Genomic DNA, 18,384 nt, shown 5'->3' with positions numbered 1-18,384 from the left:
GTGCGGCGCCGGGCCTACCCGACCGAGCGTTTCGTCCACACGGAACCGGACGGCAACGTCGAGGTGCCTGCTCCACCGATGATGAGCAGGCACTTCATGTCGATGCTCGCGGGATCGAGTTTCTCGAGGGTGGTGACCTCGAGCGACTCACCCGGCCTTCCCACGTCCCTTCCGATCACGACGACGGTGTCGCCCGGCCGATGCCGCAGGAACAGTGAACGCGCGTCGGCGACCTGAGTCGTCCGCGACCGGGACGCGGGATTGTAGATCCCCAGCACGAGATCGGCTTCCGCGATTGCGGTGAGCCGCTTCTCGATCACCTTCCACGGCTTGAGCCGATCCGACAGGCTCATGACCGCGAAATCCCCGCCGATGGGCGCCCCTGCGCGGGCCGCGACGGCCTGCACCGCCGACACTCCCGGCAGCACACGGATCGGCACGGACGAGTACTTCTGATCCTGCGCGGCCTCGAACACCGCCGACGCCATCCCGAACACCCCGGCGTCACCGCCGGACACCACGGCCACCTTCTCGCCGGACAATGTCAGGTCGAGTGCGAATCTGGCGCGATCGACCTCGACGGTGTTCCCACTCGAATGTCGCTGCAGGCCGGGGCGAACCGGAACCCGATCGACGTACGGACCGTATCCGACGACGTGATCGACCGACGCGAGAGCCGACGATGCCTCGGGAGTGAGCCATCTGTCGTCGGCGGGGCCGAGTCCGATCACCAGCAATTCGTGTGTCTCGACCGAGGTCTCCGTCTCGGGCGCGGCGGGGCGGGATCGGTCGAGCACTCCGCGATTGCGAGGAGCCTTGTCGCCGGCGGTGAGGATCACCGAAAAGTACGGGACCGTATCGGGATCCACGTCTGCGGCTGCGACGATGCGTTGCCCGCCCATGGTTGCACGCTCGACGTACACGGCATCGCCGAGTCGTCCGGACTGTTCCAGGGCGCTTCGCACCGATTCGAAGGTGCGGCCCAGTTTCATGATGACCGCGCCGTCGGTGTCGGCCAGCCGCCGTGCCAACTCGGGTTCGGGAAGAGTGCCAGGGAGGATGGTGAGCACATCGGTGCGCCGCACAAGCGGCTCGGCGGCCGCGGCTGCCGCCGCCGAGAACGACGTGACCCCGGGGATCACCTCGGCAACATACTCTTTCGACAACCGGTCGTGGAGGTACATGTACGACCCGTAGAACAACGGGTCGCCTTCGCACAGCACGACGACGGTGCGATCGGCGTCGAGGTGGGTGGCAAGACGCCCAGCGCACTCGTCGTAGAAATCGGCGATCGCCCCGTCGTATCCACCGGGGTGGTCGGTGGTGCCGGTAGTGACGGGGTACACCAGCTTCTCTTCGATCACGCCGTCCGGGATAAGTCCGGCCGCGATGCCGCGCGCGATCGACCGGCCATGCGTGCCCGAGTGGTAGGCGATGACGTCGGCCTCCGCGATCAGGCGAGCGGCCTTGCGGGTGATGAGTTCGGGGTCGCCGGGCCCGAGCCCCACGCCGTAGATCCTGCCGGTCATTCCGTCTCCTGAGCCAGTGCGTTGAGCGCCGACGACGCCATCGCCGATCCACCCCGCCTGCCCCGCACCACGAGGTGCGGGATCCGCAGATCGTGTTCGATCAGGGCCTCTTTGGATTCGGCAGCGCCGATGAACCCCACCGGCACGCCGATGATCGCTGCGGGTCGCGGTGCGCCGGCATCGAGCATCTCCAGAAGGTGGAACAGTGCAGTGGGCGCGTTACCGATCGCGACGACCGATCCCTCCAGCCGCTCCGTCCACAGGGACACGGCCGCAGCCGAGCGCGTGGTGTTCCACTGCTGGGCCAGGCCCGGCACGCGAGGATCGCCGAGCAGGCACAGCACTTCGTTGTCGGCGGGCAGTCGCTTGCGGGTGACGCCCGCCGCAACCATGTTCGCGTCGGCGAGAATCGGTGCGCCCGCATCGAGTGCTGTCCTGGCTGCGGAGACCAGATCGGGATGGATCACCAGATCGTTCGTCAGGTCGGTCTGACCGCTCGCATGGATCATCCGCACCGCAACCTTCTCGGCGTCGCCCGGAATCGCCGCAAGATCGGATTCGGCTCGGATCGTCGCGAACGAACGGATGTAGATTTCAGCACCCTCCGTCTCGTACTCGTAGCGGCGGGGTGGTGGCTGCAGGGTCACGTCGAGCTCCTGTGTGACGTCGAACGGCTGGCGAAAACAAGGGTATGCGGGGAATTCGGTGCACCACAGGCGCGTTCGCAGCCCACGACATGTAGGCGGTCTGCTGTGGTGCCGGAAGCGACGGTGCGACGGGCCAGAGCCCGGGTGTCACCTCGGGCGAGGCTACACCCGGGAGATCCGGTGCAGGCGGTGACCCTGGGCCACGCGGAGTCGTCCGACACGACGAAGCCCGCGGCGGACAACGCGGAGGTATCGGCCCCCTGGGGCAGGACCACGCCACGCCACGGGGTGATGATCACGCCGTCGTCGGGCAGTGCCGAGACCATGCCCGGGGTGAGGATTCCGAGCGGGACCAGCGCGGATACCGCGTTTTCGAGCACTCCGTACGGCATCGCATGCGGTGGTGGTTCGGGCGCGGGCCCAGTGCCACCGAGCTCGGTGCCGCGCCCGGGTAGTTGCCGCACATGCCAGAGCGTCCCGCGTGTCCGCACGAAGTCGAGGGCAAGACCGATCAGCGTGTCGACGACCTGTGACATCGGCACCGTCGGCCCGGCCAGATCGCCGATCACGATCCGTATGGTTGCCATGTCCACGGCGACAGCGGCGAGATCGCAGCGGAGCCCGGCGACGTCGCCGCGGCCGTCGTCGAGACCGAACAGGAATCGGCCGGGCAGCTCGGCGAGCGCCGGTTCTGCGCACAGCGCAGTATCGAGTGCACCGATCAGAGGCCTGATGTCGGCGACCCCGCCGACGAGCCCCGACAACGGCGATGCGACCACGTTGCGGACCCGCTCGTGCGAAGGTGACGGCAGGAAACCGGCGGTCGCGATTGCGTCGGTGAGACCGGCGGGCACATTGCCGCACGCGTCGAGAGAGATTCCCCTGATCTGCAGGTTTCCGCGGGATGTGAGGTGCACGTCACCGTCGGCGAATTCCTGCGACGCGGCTGAGAGTCGACCGAGCCCGCCGGAGGGAAGACGGCCCCCGGGGGCGCGCAGACGCACCAGCGCCCCGTCGGCTGCGACGTGCGGTCGCAGCAGCCCGGGGCAGCGGTCGGGGGGAAGATCGGGCGAGACGTGCTCCACAGGACCACATGGTTGCACATCCTCAGAAAATGGTGCGCTACGCTGGCGACGCCGTGGTTACGGGAAGCCGGTGAGAAACCGGCGCGGCCCTCGCCACTGTGAGCGGGTAGTTGCTCGCCCTCGTCCGTACCGGCCTGCCGGAACGGAGACCACTGGACGGCAGTCCGGGAAGGTCGGCGCAGTAGCGATGATCCGTCAGCCAGGAGACCGGCCACGGCATGAGTACGTCCACGAGGGTTTTGGAGACTGAACATGGCCGTGTGCCTCGAGTTTCGGGTTGCGTCGTGACGCGCCTCGCTTTGCTGTCGACATCGGACACCGACCTGTTGTCGGCCCGCTCGAGCGGCGCCGACTGGGTGGTCGGGAACCCGTCGCGCCTCGACGTGGACGCAGACCTGGGCGGACTCCTCGACGGCGCCGACCTGGTCATCGTGCGGATTCTCGGCTCTGCCAGGTCCTGGCAGAACGGGCTCGACGCGGTCCTCGGACGGGGTGTTCCGGTCGTCGTCCTGGGTGGTGAACAGACACCGGACGCCGAGCTCATGAGTTACTCGACGGTGCCGATCGGGACCGCTGCCGAGGCGCATCGCTATCTCGCCCACGGCGGCCCTGCCAACCTTGCGCAGCTCCACGCGTTCCTGTCGGACACCGTGCTGCTCGGCGGTGAGGGCTTCGAGCCGCCCGCCGAACTACCCGAATGGGGTGTACTCGACCGGCCTGCCCCGGCCGACGAGTCGCTGCCGCGGGTGGGGGTGCTGTTCTACCGCGCCCACCACACCAGCGGAAACGTGCAGTTCGCACACGATCTGGCCGACGCGATCGACGCGACCGGTAAGGCTCAGGGCGTGGTCGTGCACTGCGCCTCACTGCGGGGGGCTTCCGACGACCTGCTCGCGGAACTCGGCAGCCTCGACGCACTCGTCGTCACGGTGCTCGCCGCCGGTGGCACCAAGCCCGCGACGGTGAGCGCAGGCGGCGAGGACGAGGCCTGGGATGTGGGAGCCCTTGCCGCGCTCGATATTCCGATTCTGCAGGCGCTGTGCCTGACGTGGAGCCGCGACAGCTGGGCAGACTCCGACGACGGCGTGTCCCCGCTCGACTCCGCGACCCAGATCGCGGTTCCCGAATTCGACGGCCGCATCATCACGGTGCCGTTCTCGTTCAAAGAACTCGACTCCGACGGCCTGCCCCGCTACGTCACCGATCCGGAACGCTGCCGTCGCGTGGCGGGTATTGCGGTTGCGCACGCGCGGCTGCGGCATGTCCCGCCCGCGGACCGGCGTATCGCGATCATGCTGTCGGCCTATCCCACCAAGCACTCACGCGTCGGCAACGCCGTCGGTCTCGACACTCCCGTGTCGGCGATCAAGATGCTGCGAGCACTGCGCGATCTCGGATACGACCTCGGCGCAGGCTTCCCCGGGATGGACGTCGACGACGACACAGAAGCCGGAAACACCCTCATCCACGCGCTGATCGATGCAGGTGGTCAGGACGAGGAATGGCTCACAGCCGACCAGCTGGCCGGTAACCCGGTGCGAGTGACCACATCCGAGTACGTGGAGTGGACGAAGGACCTGCCCGCCGAGCTCACCGACGCGATGACCGAGGCGTGGGGGCCCGCGCCCGGTTCGTTGTTCGTTGATGGTGACGCGATCGTCCTGGCTACGTTGCAGGCCGGCAATGTCGTCCTCATGATCCAGCCGCCGCGCGGATTCGGGGAGAATCCGGTTGCGATCTACCACGATCCCGACATGGCTCCGTCGCACCATTACCTCGCCGCATACCGATGGGTCGAGCAGGGTTTCGGTGCCGATGCCGTCGTCCACCTCGGGAAACACGGCTCGATGGAGTGGTTGCCCGGGAAGAATGCGGGGATGTCTGCGTCGTGCGCGACCGACGCCGCCATCGGGAACCTGCCGCTGATCTACCCGTTCCTGGTCAACGACCCCGGTGAGGGCGCGCAGGCGAAGCGCCGCGCACACGCCACGATCGTCGACCACCTGATTCCGCCGATGGCCCGCGCGGAATCGTACGGCGACATCGCGCGGCTCGAGCAGCTGCTCGACGAGTACTCCAACATCGCGGCGATGGATCCGGCGAAGCTGCCCGCCATCCGCGCACAGATCTGGACGTTGATCCAGGCCGCGAAACTCGACCACGACCTCGGCCTCGACGACCGGCCGCACGACGCCGAGTTCGACGATTTCCTGCTGCACGTCGACGGTTGGTTGTGCGAGGTCAAGGATGCTCAGATCCGCGACGGGCTGCACGTGCTCGGGGCCGCTCCCGAAGGTGAGGCACGCGTCAACCTCGTGCTGTCGATCCTGCGCGCCGTCCAGGTCTGGGGCGGCAAGAGTCACGCGGTGCCCGGGCTGCGGACCGCACTCGGACTGAAGACCGACGCGCCGCTTGCCGAGGTCGATGCGATCGAAACCCAGGCTCGCGCGCTCGTGCAGGCGATGGAAGACGGCGGATGGAGTGTCGATACCGCTCCGGCCACAGTCGAATCGGTACTCGGCCACGCCGACAGCGAGGTGTCGCGGGTGCTGGCCTTCGCCGCCGAACAGGTGGTGCCGCGCCTAGCGCAGACCACCGACGAACTCGATGCCGTCCTGCATGCTCTCGGCGGCGGATACGTTCCCGCAGGCCCCTCGGGTTCGCCGTTGCGCGGCCTCGTCAACGTGCTGCCCACCGGCCGCAACTTCTACACCGTCGACCCCAAGGCCGTGCCGAGCCGACTCGCCTACGACACGGGAGTCGCGCTCGCGAACGCACTGATCGAGCGGTATCTCGCTGACACCGGGGAGTATCCGCAGTCGGTGGGACTGTCGGTGTGGGGCACCTCCGCGATGCGCACCGCCGGCGACGACATCGCCGAGGTACTCGCCCTCATCGGCGTCCGCCCCGAGTGGGACCCCGAATCCCGTCGCGTCCGCGAACTCACCATCGTGCCGCTCGAGGAACTCGGCCGTCCGCGCATCGACGTCACCGTGCGCATCTCCGGATTCTTCCGCGATGCGTTCCCGCACGTGATCGGCATGCTCGACGACGCGATCCGGATGATCGCCGCCCTCGACGAACCCGACGAGATGAACTACGTGCGTGCCCACGCGCAGCGCGACGAGGCCGAACACGGTGACGCCGAGCGAGCCGTGCGCCGCATCTTCGGATCCAAGCCGGGTTCGTACGGTGCCGGAATCCTCCAGCTCATCGACTCAGGAAACTGGCGTACCGACGCCGACCTCGCCGAGGTGTACACCGCGTGGGGCGGGTTTGCGTACGGACGCGACCTGCACGGTGTTGCCGCAGCCGACGACATGCGCGCCAACTACCGCCGGATCACGGTGGCAGCGAAGAACACCGACACGCGCGAGCACGACATCGCAGATTCCGACGACTATTTCCAGTACCACGGCGGCATGGTCGCCACGGTGCGCGCACTCACCGGCACCGATCCCAAGGCGTACATCGGTGATTCGACGATCCCCGACACGGTGCGCACCCGCTCGCTCAGCGAGGAAACCGCGCGCGTGTTCCGCGCGCGTGTCGTCAACCCGCGCTGGATTTCCGCGATGCGCAGGCACGGCTACAAGGGCGCGTTCGAACTCGCTGCGACCGTCGACTACCTGTTCGGTTACGACGCCACCGCCGGAGTTGTCGAGGACTGGATGTACGAGTCGCTGGCGCAGAACTATGCGCTCGACCCGGAGAACCAGCAGTTTCTGCGCGAGGCCAACCCGTGGGCACTGCGCGGCATTGTCGAACGACTCACCGAGGCGGCCGATCGTGGACTGTGGGCAGAGCCGGATCCGGAAACCCTGAATGCACTGCAGCAGGCGTACCTCGACGTCGAGGGTGATCTCGAGGACCGAGGATGAGGTTGCGACTGATCGGGATCGGGCCGGGGGGTCCGGACGATCTCACAGTCGCGGCCGTCAAGGCACTCGAGAGCGTCGACGCGTTCGTCGTCGCCGACAAGCAGCGCGGCGTGGACGATCTCGTGTCGGTGCGCGAACAGATCCTGCGTCGTCACACCACCGGGCGATACCGCACGATCGTGGTGCCCGACCCCCCGCGCGACCGGGCACCGGAGCAGTACGGGACGGAGGTACGCGACTGGCATGCGGCCCGTGCCGAGGCGTACGAGGCGGTGCTGCGCACAGAGATCCGTGACGAGGAGACGGTCGGATTTCTGGTGTGGGGCGATCCGAGTCTGTACGACAGCACCATTCGTGTCGTAGAGCGGATCCGTGATCGCGGTGTGCTCGACATCGACTACGACGTCGTGCCAGGTGTGAGCAGTATTCAACTGCTCGCTGCCCGGCATCGTCTGGTGTTCAACAGAATCGGTGGCCCGGTCACGATCACCACCGGTCGGCGCCTCGGTGAGGAGGTCGCATCGGGAGCGGACAATCTCATCGTCATGCTCGACGGTCAGCTTGCCTGCCGGGAACTCGACGGCGATTGGGACATCTGGTGGGGCGCGAACCTCGGAACGGAAGACGAGGAACTCGTCGCGGGACGTCTGCATGAGGTGCTCGACGCCATCGACGTGGCCCGGACGCGGTCCAGGTCCGCGCGAGGCTGGGTGATGGACACCTATCTGCTGCGCCGCGCTGGTTGAGCCGCGCAGAAACGATCGGGGTCAGTGCGAGCGAATCAGAGTCGGTCGTGGGCGTGGATCGGTGGGCGACTTGCTGAGCGCGATCGGTAACCACTGCGAAGTCAGCGCGACCATCGACACCCACGCGATCACCATCCCGATCCCAGGAGCGTGCGGGCCGTCGATGATCATTCCCGTCTGCGACCAGTAGCCGAAGAGGCCGAAGAACGAGCCGAGACCGCAGCCGAGCGTCGCTGCAACCGCGAACCTCCAGCTGCGCCGGGCCAGTGCTATCGACGACACGAGCACCCCGAACACCGCCGCGAGCGTCACGAAGATCCGCAGCGGCATGGAGACGGGGGCGCCCCCACCGAACCAGTCGGCGAGCGCCATCCACGACCACTGCGTCGACGTCAACGGCAGCAGTAGCCCGATGGCCAACAGGGTCATGAACCCGGCGAGCACCCAGCGCCGCTTCCCGGCATCGAACTCCCCGGCGATCCGCTTCTCGATCCGCGCGAAGTCGCTCCGGTACGCCGACAGGTTTTCACTCACGGGCACGCCTCCTCGTTCGACCACACGAGAGGCCATTATGGACGTCCGCGCACGATCCGGTACAAGGTGTCGACTACCAGGGTAAACCCAGAATCGGTAGAGGCGTCAGTCTTCGTCGGTATCCGTCGCGGGACCCGACGGGGTCGCGCCGCCTTCGTCGGTCCAGTCGGAGGACCGGTCTTCCGTCGACTGCGCGGGGTCGGACACCACATCGGGAGCAGCACCGTTCTCCTTGCGTGTCGCTCCGTCCGTCTTCGGATCCTTCTCTGCGTTCATCTCTCGTCCTTTCGTCGGGGGGTGTCGCGTTTCTGCATCCCCAGACAGCGTCATACCCAGACAGCGTCGCGACGAACCGCGTGTGCCGCCTCGGCGGACCGGGTATGCCGAGAGTCACCCCGACGTCCGGAGGACCCGATGCCAGACCAGCACCGCATGCAGAATCCGAAAGAGCAATTCGCGACGCCACCACTTGCGGACCAGGGGGAGATCCCGTATCCGGGTCGCACCTCCGAGATGGTGTCGGCACCCGATCACGGAGAGCGGACGTATCGGGGAAGCGGCCGTCTCGAAGGCAGGCGTGCCCTCGTCACCGGTGCCGACTCGGGTATCGGGCGGGCCGTCGCGGTCGCGTTCGCACGCGAAGGCGCCGATATCGTCTTGAGTTACCTCGAAGAAGACGACGATGCGCGGCAGACGGCCACGCTGATCGAGGATGCGGGGCGCCGGGCGGTGCTCGCCCCCGGCGATATTCGTTCCGAAGATCTGTGCCGTGGGCTGGTGGACACCGCTGTTCTGGAATTGGGCGGACTCGATATCCTCGTCAACAATGCCGCCTACCAGCATATGGAGCCGGGCGGCATCGCCGACATGACGACCGAGCAGTTCGATCGCGTGATGAAGACCAACCTGTATGCGCTGTTCTGGCTCTGCAAGTACGCAGTCGCCGAAATGCCTCCGGGGTCGACGATCGTGAATTCCACGTCGATCCAGGCCACGAACCCGTCACCCGGTCTCCTCGACTACGCAACCAGCAAAGCGGGCATCGTGAACTTCACCAGGGGGCTGGCAGCGGACGTCGCGTCCAAGGGAATCCGCGTCAATGCGGTAGCCCCAGGTCCGATCTGGACTCCGCTGATCCCGGCGACGATGACCCGGGATGCCTATGAACACTTCGGTGCCGATGTCCCCCTCGGCCGGCCGGGGCAACCGGCCGAACTTGCCCCCGCCTATGTCTTTCTCGCATCACAGGAATCGAGTTATGTCACGGGCGAGGTCGTTGCGGTGACCGGTGGTGTGCCATTCGCCTGACCTCGGACGAGGTCTTGTACTGTGTGACTCGGCGTAGGGAACACCGGTGCGAATCCGGGGCTGTCCCGCAACTGTCACCGAGGAGCGATCCCCCAATTCACGGTCACGGCCCGTATGGGCTGGAAGGCCGGGGGAAAGCGTCGATCCGGGAGCCAGGACACCTGCGTCGGCCGAGGCATTACCACGAGGATGGACATGAGTATTTCGATTTTCGCCGCCCGTACGGGGCGGCACACGGTGCTGCGCACAGGCGTCGCGCTCGTCGCGGTTGCACTGACCGTCGCCGGCTGTTCGTCGAGTGATGCGGACTCCGATGCCGCCGACCGGCAGGAGAGCAGCGCCGCGGCGGGCTCGACGAACTACCCGCTGACCATCGAGAACTGTGGCCACGAGGTCACGGTCGACGCCGCGCCGCAGCGTGCCGTATCGCTCAACCAGGGGTCGACCGAGATCCTGTTGTCGCTCGGCCTGGCCGAGCGCATGGTCGGCACCGCGACGTGGACCGATCCGGTGCGCGAGAACCTCGCGGCCGAGAACGAGCTGGTCCCGCGCCTGGCCGACAACAATCCGTCGTTCGAGGTCGTGCTCGATACCGAACCCGACTTCGTGTCGGCATCGTTCGGCGGCACCCTCGGCGAAGGCGGCGTCGCGACGGCGGAGCAGTTCGAGCAGCTCGGGGTACCGTCCTACCTCTCGCCCACCGACTGCGACGGCAAGGACGACAACAGCGTCAACTCCGACGGCAACCGCACCGAGCCACTGACGATGGACGCGGTGTACAAGGAGATTCGCGAACTCGCCGCGATCTTCGACGTGACCGAGCGCGGTGAAGAGTTCGTCGCCGAACTCCAGCAGCGGTACGAGACGGCCGCGGGTGAGATCGACGCCTCCGGGGTGTCTCTCGCGTACTGGTTCGCCGACACGGCCACCCCGTATGTCGCGGGGTGCTGCGGTTCGTCGGGCATCATCACCAACTCCGTCGGCGCGAAGAACGTCTTCGACGACACCACGAACGAGTGGCCGCAGGTGAGCTGGGAGTCGGTCCTCGATCGGGATCCCACGGCCCTCGTACTCGGAGACCTGAGCCGGCGCAGCATTGCGGGTGACGCGCTGGACAGCAAGATCGAATTCCTCGAAACGAATCCGGTGACCCAGCGTCTGACGGCCGTGCAGAACCAGCGGTACATCGTCGTCAACGGTGCCGACATGAACCCGTCGATCCGCACGATCGACGGAATCGAGAAGGTCGCCGCCGCACTGCGCGAGTGGAATCTCGCGGGCTGATGGTGTCGGCGACGAAGGATCGGTCGCCTACCGAGCGCGGCCCTGTCGCAGCAGTCGTCGTTGCGATCGGACTGGTGGTACTGGCGCTTTCGATCGCTGTGACGGTCACGATCGGCCCGGCCGAACTGTCCGTGCCGGACGTCTACGCCGTCATCTTCGACCGGTTGGGGCTCGCTGACAGTTCGGTCAGCGCGATCCGTGAGGGGATCGTCTGGGAGCTGAGGCTGCCGCGGACCCTGCTGGCCGCGGTGTGCGGCGCCGGTCTCGCGGTGTGCGGCGTGATCATGCAGTCGCTCCTGCGCAACCCGCTGGCCGATCCGTTCGTTCTGGGGATCTCGTCGGGTGCCTCGACGGGCGCCGTGATGATTGCGGTGCTGGGTATCGGGGGCGGCGCCGTGTCGCTGTCGGGTGGCGCATTCCTGGGTGCGCTCGCGTCGTTCGCGCTCGTGTTGTTGCTCGCCACCGGCGCAGGTGGCGGCACCTCGCGTGTGGTGCTCGCAGGAGTTGCGGGAACCCAGCTGTTCTCGGCATTGACGTCGTTCATCGTGATCTCGTCCGCCGATGCGGAACGCACCCGCGGTGTGCTGTTCTGGCTCCTGGGATCGCTGTCGGGCGCCACGTGGAGCGATGTGGCGCTCTGCGGCACGGTGTGCGCGCTCGGTATCGTCGTGTGTCTGATCAAAGCATCCTCCCTGGACGCATTCACATTCGGTTCGTCGACCGCCGCGACACTCGGCATCTCGGTGGGCCGTACCCGTCTGATGTTCCTGCTGGTGACCGCTCTGATCACTGCCGTGCTGGTCAGTGCCGCGGGTGCGATCGGGTTCGTCGGTCTCGTCCTTCCGCACGCAGCACGATTCCTGGTGGGCCCCCGGCACAGTCATCTCGTGCCCGTCACCGCGGTGGTGGGCGCGGTGTTCATGGTGTGGGTGGACGCGGTGGCCCGCACTGTGTTTGCGCCACAGGAGGTTCCGGTGGGTGTAGTGACCGCTCTGATCGGCGTCCCGGCATTCGCGCTGATCCTGTTCCGTACGAGGAGTACGCCGTGACACTCTCTGCGCAGTCGCTGCGGTGGAGCCGCGGCGGAAACCTCGTCATCGACGACGTGACGATCGACCCGGTGCCGGGGGAGACTATCGGGCTGCTCGGACCGAACGGATCGGGAAAATCGTCGCTGCTGCGCCTGCTTGCCGGCATCGATCGTCCCGACGACGGGACGGTGACTCTCGACGGAACCGATATCGGGAGCCTAGGCCGGCGAGGTCTGGCGCGCAGGGTTGCGATGGTCGGGCAGCATGCACACACCGAGGTCGACATTCGGGTGCGAGATGTGGTGCGGCTCGGCCGCATTCCGCACACCGACGCATTCGGGCGCGACGAGCGCGGACGCGCCGCTATCGACCGGGCGCTCGACGTGACGGGGATGGTCGAGTTCGCCGACCGGTTGTGGCGCTCGATGTCCGGTGGTGAACGTCAGCGAGCACAGATCGCCCGGGCCCTCGCGCAGGAACCCGAAGAACTGTTGCTGGACGAACCGACGAACCACCTCGATATTCAGCATCAGCTCGACATTCTCGAACGGGTCGCGGCTCTTCCGGTGACCAGTTACGTGGCGTTGCACGATCTCAATCTCGCGGCGATGTTCTGCGATCGGGTGGTGGTGCTGTCGCGGGGAAGGATCGTCGCGCACGGCACGCCGGTCGAGGCGCTCACCGCTGACCTGGTCGAGCAGGTGTACGGCGTTCATGCAACGGTCGAGGTCGATGACGGAGTTCCCGTGATCCGTTACCACAGGTTGCGCAGCCCGGCTGCCCGTGCGTGATTCTGTTAGTTCCGGATACCGAAATCACGCACGGGTCAGGGACTTACGTTCCCGTTCCGAGGTCCCACCCCAGATCCCGAACTGTTCGCCGCTGTCGACCGCGTACTGAAGACACTTGTCGGCGACAGAGCAACCGGCGCAGATCCGCTTGGCGTGGTTCTCGCGGCGGAGTCGCTCGGCGGGCGATTCCGAGTCGGGCCCGAAGAAGGCCGAGGGACCGAAGAACCGGCAATCGGCCTGCGCCCACCAGTCCACATCCTGATCGAGGTGTCGCTCGTGCATCTCACCGGCTCTCGGTGGCGGAGTAGGGCACGAGGCCCGCGTTGTTCTCGTCGATCCGGATGGTGCGGCCCAGATGCGGGAATGCCCGCTGGGTGCACGACGGACGATCGCACACTTTGCAACCCGCGCCGATGGGCACCGTGGTGTCGGGATCGTCGAGACGCAACCCTCGCGAGTAGGCGAGTTTGTCGGCGTAGCCGATATCGCAGCCCAGACCGACCGCGAAATCCCTTTTGGCGGCGAGATATCCGGGGGCGCCCTCATGGGTGGTGCGGGCGATCCACAGGTAGGTACGGCCATCGGGCATCTGCGACACCTGCGTCAGGATGCGCCCCGGCGACGTGAACGCATCGTGCACAATCCACAGCGGGCAGCTGCCGCCCACACGGGAGAAATGGAAAGCGGTGGCGGACTGGCGCTTCGAGATGTTTCCGGCACGGTCGGTGCGGACGAAGAAGAACGGCACCCCACGCTGCCCGGGCCGCTGCAGAGTCGACAACCGGTGACACACCGTTTCGAAACCCACCTCGAACTTCGCGCCGAGAAGGTCGATGTCGTAGCGCATCGCCTCGGCGGAGCGCAGGAACTGGGTGTACGGCAGGATCAGTGCCCCGGCGAAGTAGTTGGCCAGGCCTACACGCGCAAGGGCACGTGAGCGTTCGGGCAAGCCCTCGGCATCTGCGACAACTGCGTCGACAGTGCCGGCGTGCGCGATGAACGCGAGTTGCGTGGCCAGCTGGAATGCGCGTTGACCGGGGGTCAGGCGTCGCGCGAGGGTCAGGACCTTCGTGACCGGGTCGTAGGTGCGCTTCGGCCCGATCCGGTCGGGTTCATCGGTGCGGATGACCACTGTGATGCCGTGCTCGTCGTGCAGCAGACCGCTCAACTGCAGATCGAGCCCGCCGACTGTCAGTCCCCGGCTGGTGAACAGTTCCTCGGCGGCATCGTCGAGTTCGGCGATGTGGTTGCGGCGGTCGTAGAAGAAGTCGCGGACTTCCTCGTAGGGTGTCGTGGCGGACTGGTCGGCGACGACGCCCGGATCGCCCGGGGCGAGTTGTTCGAGCTGCTCGGTGACGCCGCGCAGTCTCCTGTGAAGGCCGACGAGTACCCGCGCGGCGAAAGGATTCCGCGACAGCAATTCGTCGATCTCCGACGGTGAAACATCCACGGCCTCAGGGCTCTCCGCGAGCACATCCTGTAGATCGGCGAGTAGTCGCGCGTCGGTGTCGGCAGCGAAGAACGTCATGTCCAGGTCGAACATCGAGTTCAGGCGTAGCAGTACCGGCACCGTGAGTGGGCGGTGGTCGTTCTCCAGTTGGTTGACGTAGCTCGTCGACAGTCCGAGCGTGTGCGCAAGCGCGGTCTGCGTCAGGCCGCGCTCCTCTCGCAGGCGGCGTAGCCGCGCACCGGCGTACATCTTCTGCATGGCTGTGAATCTAACATTTCCAACATTCGCAAGATTTACAAATTTGCTCGATGTGTTCCGCAAAAATAGGCATATGCAAGGGATTTCCAACTTGGCGAAGCCTGCGTAGCGTGCAAATCGAAGCGTCAACGTTCGGAGGATCCAGTGAAGACACATCTCGTACGCACCCATCGGTCCGCGGAAGAATTTTCGAAGGAAGAGCACCTCGCCTGGCGGATCGCGGAGGTTGCGACCGACCCGGTCGAGGTCCCGGACGACACCGCAGACATGATCGTGAACCGCATCATCGACAACGCCGCAGTCGCGGCGGCGTCGCTCACCCGCCGCCCCGTGTCCAACGCTCGGGCACAGGCTCAGACCCACCCGTACGCACCGGGCTCGACGGTGTTCGGTATCGGCGGCACCTACTCACCGGAGTGGGCAGCGTGGGCGAACGGGGTTGCGGTGCGCGAACTCGACTTCCACGACACCTTCCTCGCCGCCGAGTACTCCCACCCGGGCGACAACATCCCGCCGATCCTCGCCGTGGCCCAGCACGCCGGACGCAGCGGTGTCGATCTGATCCGTGGCCTCGCCACCGGCTACGAGATCCAGGTCGACCTGGTTCGCTCGATCTGCTTGCACGAGCACAAGATCGACCACGTCGCACATCTCGGCCCGTCCGCCGCAGCCGGGATCGGCACGCTCCTCGGACTCGACAGCGAGACCGTGTACCAGGCCGTCGGGCAGGCTCTGCACACGACGACGGCCACGCGACAGTCCCGCAAGGGCGAGATCTCCAGCTGGAAGGCCTACGCTCCCGCTTTCGCAGGCAAGATGGCGGTCGAGGCCGTCGATCGCGCCCTTCGCGGCGAGGGTGCGCCGTCTCCCATCTGGGAGGGTGAGGACGGCGTGATCGCGTGGCTGCTCGGCGGACCGAAGGCCGAGTACCACGTTCCGCTGCCCGCGCCGGGGGAGGCCAAGCGCGCCATTCTCGACACCTACACCAAGGAGCACTCGGCCGAGTACCAGAGTCAGGCTCCGATCGACCTCGCCCGTCGCATGCGAGAGCGCATCGGCGACCTCGAACAGATCGAGTCGATCGTGCTGCACACCAGCCATCACACGCATGTCGTGATCGGTACCGGCTCGAACGACCCGCAGAAGTTCGATCCGCAGGCCTCGCGTGAAACCCTCGACCACTCGGTCATGTACATCTTCGCGGTCGCGTTGCAGGACGGCGTGTGGCACCACGAGCGCTCCTACGCACCCGAGCGTGCGCAGCGCCCCGACACGATCGCGCTCTGGAACAAGATCTCCACCGCAGAGGATCCGGAGTGGACGCGCCGCTACCACTCCACCGACCCGGCGGAGAAGGCATTCGGTGCCCGCGCCGAGGTCACACTGAAGAACGGCGAGGTCATCGTCGACGAACTCGCCATCGCCGACGCTCACCCGCTCGGTGCGCGCCCGTTCGCCCGCACCCAATACATCGAGAAGTTCCGGATCCTCGCCGAGGGTGTTGTCGCGGCAGCAGAACAGGAGCGCTTCCTCGAGGCAGCCCAGCGTGTCGCGGAACTGAAGGCCGGCGAACTGAACCAACTCACGTTCACCGTGTCCGACGACGTGCTGGCGCGTGCACCGAAGCTGCCGAAGGGCCTGTTCTGATGACGGGTCTGATCGCTGCCTCCACCACGCCCGCGGACAAGCGCATCGCTTTCCGGAAGAGCCTCGAATCGGGCAGCATCACGCGTCTGCCCGGCGCTGTCAACCCGCTCACGGCCAAACTCGTCCAGGAGATCGGGTTCGAGGGCGTCTACATCTCCGGTGGGGCCTTCTCGGCCGCACTGGCGCTTCCCGATATCGGGCTGACCACCCTCACCGAGGTCACCGCGCACAGCGCCCAGATCGCCCGCGTGACCGATCTGCCGGTACTCGTCGACGCCGACACCGGCTTCGGTGAGCCGATGAGCGCGGCCCGTACCATCACCGTCCTCGAAGACGCGGGGGTCGCCGGACTGCACCTCGAGGATCAGGTCAATCCAAAGCGGTGCGGGCACCTCGACGGCAAGGCCATCGTCGGCACCGACGAGATGGTGCGCCGGCTGCGTGCTGCGGTGGCGGCTCGTCGCGACCCGAACTTCGTGATCTGCGCCCGCACCGACGCCGCAGGCATCGAAGGAATCGATTCTGCGATCGACCGTGCGAAGGCGTACGCCGACGCCGGTGCCGATCTCATCTTCACCGAGGCACTGCACACCGCGTCGGACTTCGAGAAGTTCCGTGCGGCAGTGGATGTCCCGCTACTCGCGAACATGACCGAGTTCGGCAAGTCGCAGCTGATCCCGGCGCAGGTCCTCGAGAAGATCGGCTACAACGCGGTGATCTACCCGGTGACCACTCTTCGGTTGGCCATGGGCGCCATCGAGAAGGGACTACGGGTCATCCACGAGGAGGGGACGCAGGAAACCCTCGTCGACGAGATGCAGACCCGCTCACGTCTCTACGAGTTGCTCGAGTACGAGCGCTACAACGAATTCGATTCCGGCATATTCAATTTCACTCTCTCGACCAAGCAGTGACGACTGGCCTCCGCTGGAGGCAGCGTCCACGAGACCTCCGAAGGAGGCAGTGATGACGGACACCGCTGTTCCGACGATCTACAAGGGCCTGGCCGGCGTCGTCGTCGACACCACCGCGATCTCCAAGGTGGTGCCCGAGACCAACTCGCTGACCTACCGCGGCTACGCCGTGCAGGATCTGGCCGCCCACTGCAGTTTCGAGCAGGTCGCCTACCTGCTGTGGAACGGTGAACTGCCGACCGACGCCGAACTGGCGTTGTTCATGCAGCGTGAGCGCGCCGAACGCCGCGCGGACCGCTCACTGCTCGCGCTCGTCGCGAAGTTGCCGGAGAGTTGTCACCCGATGGATGTGGTGCGGACTGCGATCAGCTATCTCGGTGCCGAGGATCCGGCGGAGGCCGACAGCACTCCCGCCGCGAATCGCGCCAAGTCGCTGCGCATGATGGCGGTCCTGCCGACGATCGTGGCAGCGGACCATCGACGTCGCCATGGTCTCGACCCGATCCGGCCGCACCATTCTCTGGGCTTCGCCGAGAACTTCCTGAGCATGTGCTTCGGATCGGTGCCGGAGCCCGAGATCGTCAAGGCGTTCGAGGTGTCGCTGATCCTGTACGCGGAGCACAGTTTCAACGCGTCCACGTTCGCAGCGCGCGTGGTGACCTCGACGATGTCGGATATCTACAGTGCCGTGACCGCGGCGATCGGTGCACTCAAAGGTCCGCTGCACGGCGGTGCCAACGAGGCCGTCATGCACGACATGCTCGAGATCGGCGAACCGGAACGTGCCGAAGAATGGATGCGCGGCAAGCTCACTCGCAAGGAGAAGGTGATGGGTTTCGGCCACCGCGTCTACAAGCACGGTGATTCGCGGGTGCCCACGATGAAACAGGCGTTCCTCGACGTCGCCGCGCACACCGGAGGCGACAAGTGGGCACGGATGTACGACATCCTCGAGAAGACGATGGCCGACGCCACCGGAATCAAGCCGAACCTCGACTTCCCCACGGGGCCTGCGTATTACCTCATGGTCTTCGACATCGAGGTGTTCACGCCGATCTTCGTCATGAGCCGCATCACCGGCTGGACGGCCCACATCATCGAACAGAGCGAATCCAACGCGCTGATCCGTCCGCTCAGCGAATACACGGGTGTCCCGCAACGGTCCGTCGTGGCCTGATACCCACCGCAGCGGCGCCCCGGGCTGTTTCCGTCAACGTCTCCTGACCCGGGACGCATTCCTGAAGGGGCTCCCACCGATGACCCGGTGGGGGCCACTTCA

16 protein-coding genes and 2 riboswitches are annotated in these 18,384 nt (G+C 66.4%); of the genes, 9 read left to right on the top strand and 7 right to left on the bottom strand.

Annotated elements, in window-relative coordinates; all coding sequences use genetic code 11:
* Window positions 1–14 precede the first annotated feature (14 nt).
* The 3 genes from ACSYG9_RS03925 to ACSYG9_RS03915 are packed head-to-tail and all read right to left on the bottom strand — an operon-like array spanning window position 15 to window position 3,261.
* Window positions 15–1,529 carry a precorrin-2 C(20)-methyltransferase gene (locus ACSYG9_RS03925; RefSeq protein ID WP_454841234.1) on the bottom strand — a complete coding sequence of 505 codons (1,515 nt, stop codon included), beginning with the start codon at window positions 1,527–1,529 and terminating at the stop codon, window positions 15–17.
* A complete protein-coding gene (locus tag ACSYG9_RS03920; protein ID WP_454841233.1) occupies window positions 1,526–2,176 on the bottom strand; it encodes a precorrin-8X methylmutase in 651 nt (216 codons plus the stop codon). Before ACSYG9_RS03920 ends, ACSYG9_RS03925 begins: the two co-directional genes overlap by 4 nt.
* On the bottom strand, window positions 2,173–3,261 hold the full coding sequence (locus tag ACSYG9_RS03915; protein WP_454841231.1) for a cobalamin biosynthesis protein CobG: 1,089 nt from the start codon (window positions 3,259–3,261) through the stop codon (window positions 2,173–2,175). Before ACSYG9_RS03915 ends, ACSYG9_RS03920 begins: the two co-directional genes overlap by 4 nt.
* 13 nt (window positions 3,262–3,274) lie before the next feature.
* Window positions 3,275–3,491: riboswitch (cobalamin riboswitch) on the top strand.
* Between the two features lie 54 nt (window positions 3,492–3,545).
* On the opposite strand from ACSYG9_RS03915, the gene cobN reads away from it, so the two are divergent.
* Together cobN and cobF are read left to right on the top strand one after the other, a co-directional pair.
* Window positions 3,546–7,142, top strand: coding sequence for a cobaltochelatase subunit CobN (gene cobN, locus ACSYG9_RS03910; protein ID WP_454841230.1), 3,597 nt, complete (start codon window positions 3,546–3,548; stop codon window positions 7,140–7,142).
* On the top strand, window positions 7,139–7,888 hold the full coding sequence (cobF, locus tag ACSYG9_RS03905) for a precorrin-6A synthase (deacetylating) (RefSeq protein WP_440125905.1): 750 nt from the start codon (window positions 7,139–7,141) through the stop codon (window positions 7,886–7,888). The genes cobN and cobF overlap by 4 nt, the downstream gene beginning before the upstream one ends.
* Window positions 7,889–7,909: 21 nt before the next feature.
* On the opposite strand, the gene ACSYG9_RS03900 is transcribed toward cobF, so the two are convergent.
* Both ACSYG9_RS03900 and ACSYG9_RS03895 read right to left on the bottom strand, forming a co-directional pair.
* Window positions 7,910–8,422, bottom strand: coding sequence for an Rv2732c family membrane protein (locus ACSYG9_RS03900; RefSeq protein ID WP_440125904.1), 513 nt, complete (start codon window positions 8,420–8,422; stop codon window positions 7,910–7,912).
* 105 nt (window positions 8,423–8,527) lie between these two features.
* The gene (locus ACSYG9_RS03895) at window positions 8,528–8,698 is read right to left on the bottom strand and encodes a hypothetical protein (protein ID WP_440125903.1); all 171 of its coding nucleotides are present in this window, start codon (window positions 8,696–8,698) and stop codon (window positions 8,528–8,530) included.
* 138 nt (window positions 8,699–8,836) lie between these two features.
* Here ACSYG9_RS03895 and ACSYG9_RS03890 point away from each other — a divergent pair, with 138 nt between their 5' ends.
* From ACSYG9_RS03890 to ACSYG9_RS03875, 4 genes are all read left to right on the top strand, one after another.
* A complete protein-coding gene (locus ACSYG9_RS03890) occupies window positions 8,837–9,730 on the top strand; it encodes an SDR family oxidoreductase (RefSeq protein ID WP_440125902.1) in 894 nt (297 codons plus the stop codon).
* Window positions 9,723–9,913: riboswitch (cobalamin riboswitch) on the top strand. (Overlaps the previous gene by 8 nt.)
* A gap of 12 nt (window positions 9,914–9,925) precedes the next feature.
* A complete protein-coding gene (locus ACSYG9_RS03885; RefSeq protein ID WP_440125901.1) occupies window positions 9,926–11,014 on the top strand; it encodes an ABC transporter substrate-binding protein in 1,089 nt (362 codons plus the stop codon).
* Window positions 11,014–12,063: an iron chelate uptake ABC transporter family permease subunit gene (locus tag ACSYG9_RS03880; RefSeq protein ID WP_440127525.1), complete on the top strand. Its 1,050-nt coding sequence runs from the start codon at window positions 11,014–11,016 to the stop codon at window positions 12,061–12,063. Before ACSYG9_RS03885 ends, ACSYG9_RS03880 begins: the two co-directional genes overlap by 1 nt.
* Window positions 12,060–12,836 (top strand): ATP-binding cassette domain-containing protein, encoded by a 777-nt coding sequence (locus ACSYG9_RS03875; RefSeq protein WP_440125900.1) that lies wholly within the window; start codon window positions 12,060–12,062, stop codon window positions 12,834–12,836. Before ACSYG9_RS03880 ends, ACSYG9_RS03875 begins: the two co-directional genes overlap by 4 nt.
* A 24-nt stretch (window positions 12,837–12,860) precedes the next feature.
* On the opposite strand, the gene ACSYG9_RS03870 is transcribed toward ACSYG9_RS03875, so the two are convergent.
* Both ACSYG9_RS03870 and ACSYG9_RS03865 read right to left on the bottom strand, forming a co-directional pair.
* The gene (locus tag ACSYG9_RS03870) at window positions 12,861–13,118 is read right to left on the bottom strand and encodes a WhiB family transcriptional regulator (protein WP_440125899.1); all 258 of its coding nucleotides are present in this window, start codon (window positions 13,116–13,118) and stop codon (window positions 12,861–12,863) included.
* Window position 13,119: 1 nt separating this feature from the next.
* The gene (locus ACSYG9_RS03865; RefSeq protein ID WP_454841229.1) at window positions 13,120–14,544 is read right to left on the bottom strand and encodes a short-chain fatty acyl-CoA regulator family protein; all 1,425 of its coding nucleotides are present in this window, start codon (window positions 14,542–14,544) and stop codon (window positions 13,120–13,122) included.
* Window positions 14,545–14,688: 144 nt separating this feature from the next.
* Here ACSYG9_RS03865 and prpD point away from each other — a divergent pair, with 144 nt between their 5' ends.
* From prpD to ACSYG9_RS03850, 3 genes are read left to right on the top strand one after another with little or no spacing between them, the layout of a single operon-like run.
* Window positions 14,689–16,191 carry a 2-methylcitrate dehydratase PrpD gene (gene prpD, locus ACSYG9_RS03860; protein ID WP_454841227.1) on the top strand — a complete coding sequence of 501 codons (1,503 nt, stop codon included), beginning with the start codon at window positions 14,689–14,691 and terminating at the stop codon, window positions 16,189–16,191.
* Window positions 16,191–17,105 carry a methylisocitrate lyase gene (prpB, locus tag ACSYG9_RS03855; protein ID WP_454841225.1) on the top strand — a complete coding sequence of 305 codons (915 nt, stop codon included), beginning with the start codon at window positions 16,191–16,193 and terminating at the stop codon, window positions 17,103–17,105. The genes prpD and prpB overlap by 1 nt, the downstream gene beginning before the upstream one ends.
* Window positions 17,106–17,157: 52 nt before the next feature.
* Entirely contained in the window at window positions 17,158–18,282 is a 1,125-nt protein-coding gene (locus ACSYG9_RS03850; RefSeq protein ID WP_454841223.1) for a bifunctional 2-methylcitrate synthase/citrate synthase, read from the top strand.
* Window positions 18,283–18,384: the final 102 nt, after the last annotated feature.

It is taken from the genome of Rhodococcus sp. SJ-2 (assembly GCF_053750035.1).
Note: the sequence above shows the minus strand (reverse complement) of the source record. Positions and strands in the feature narration are given on the sequence as shown.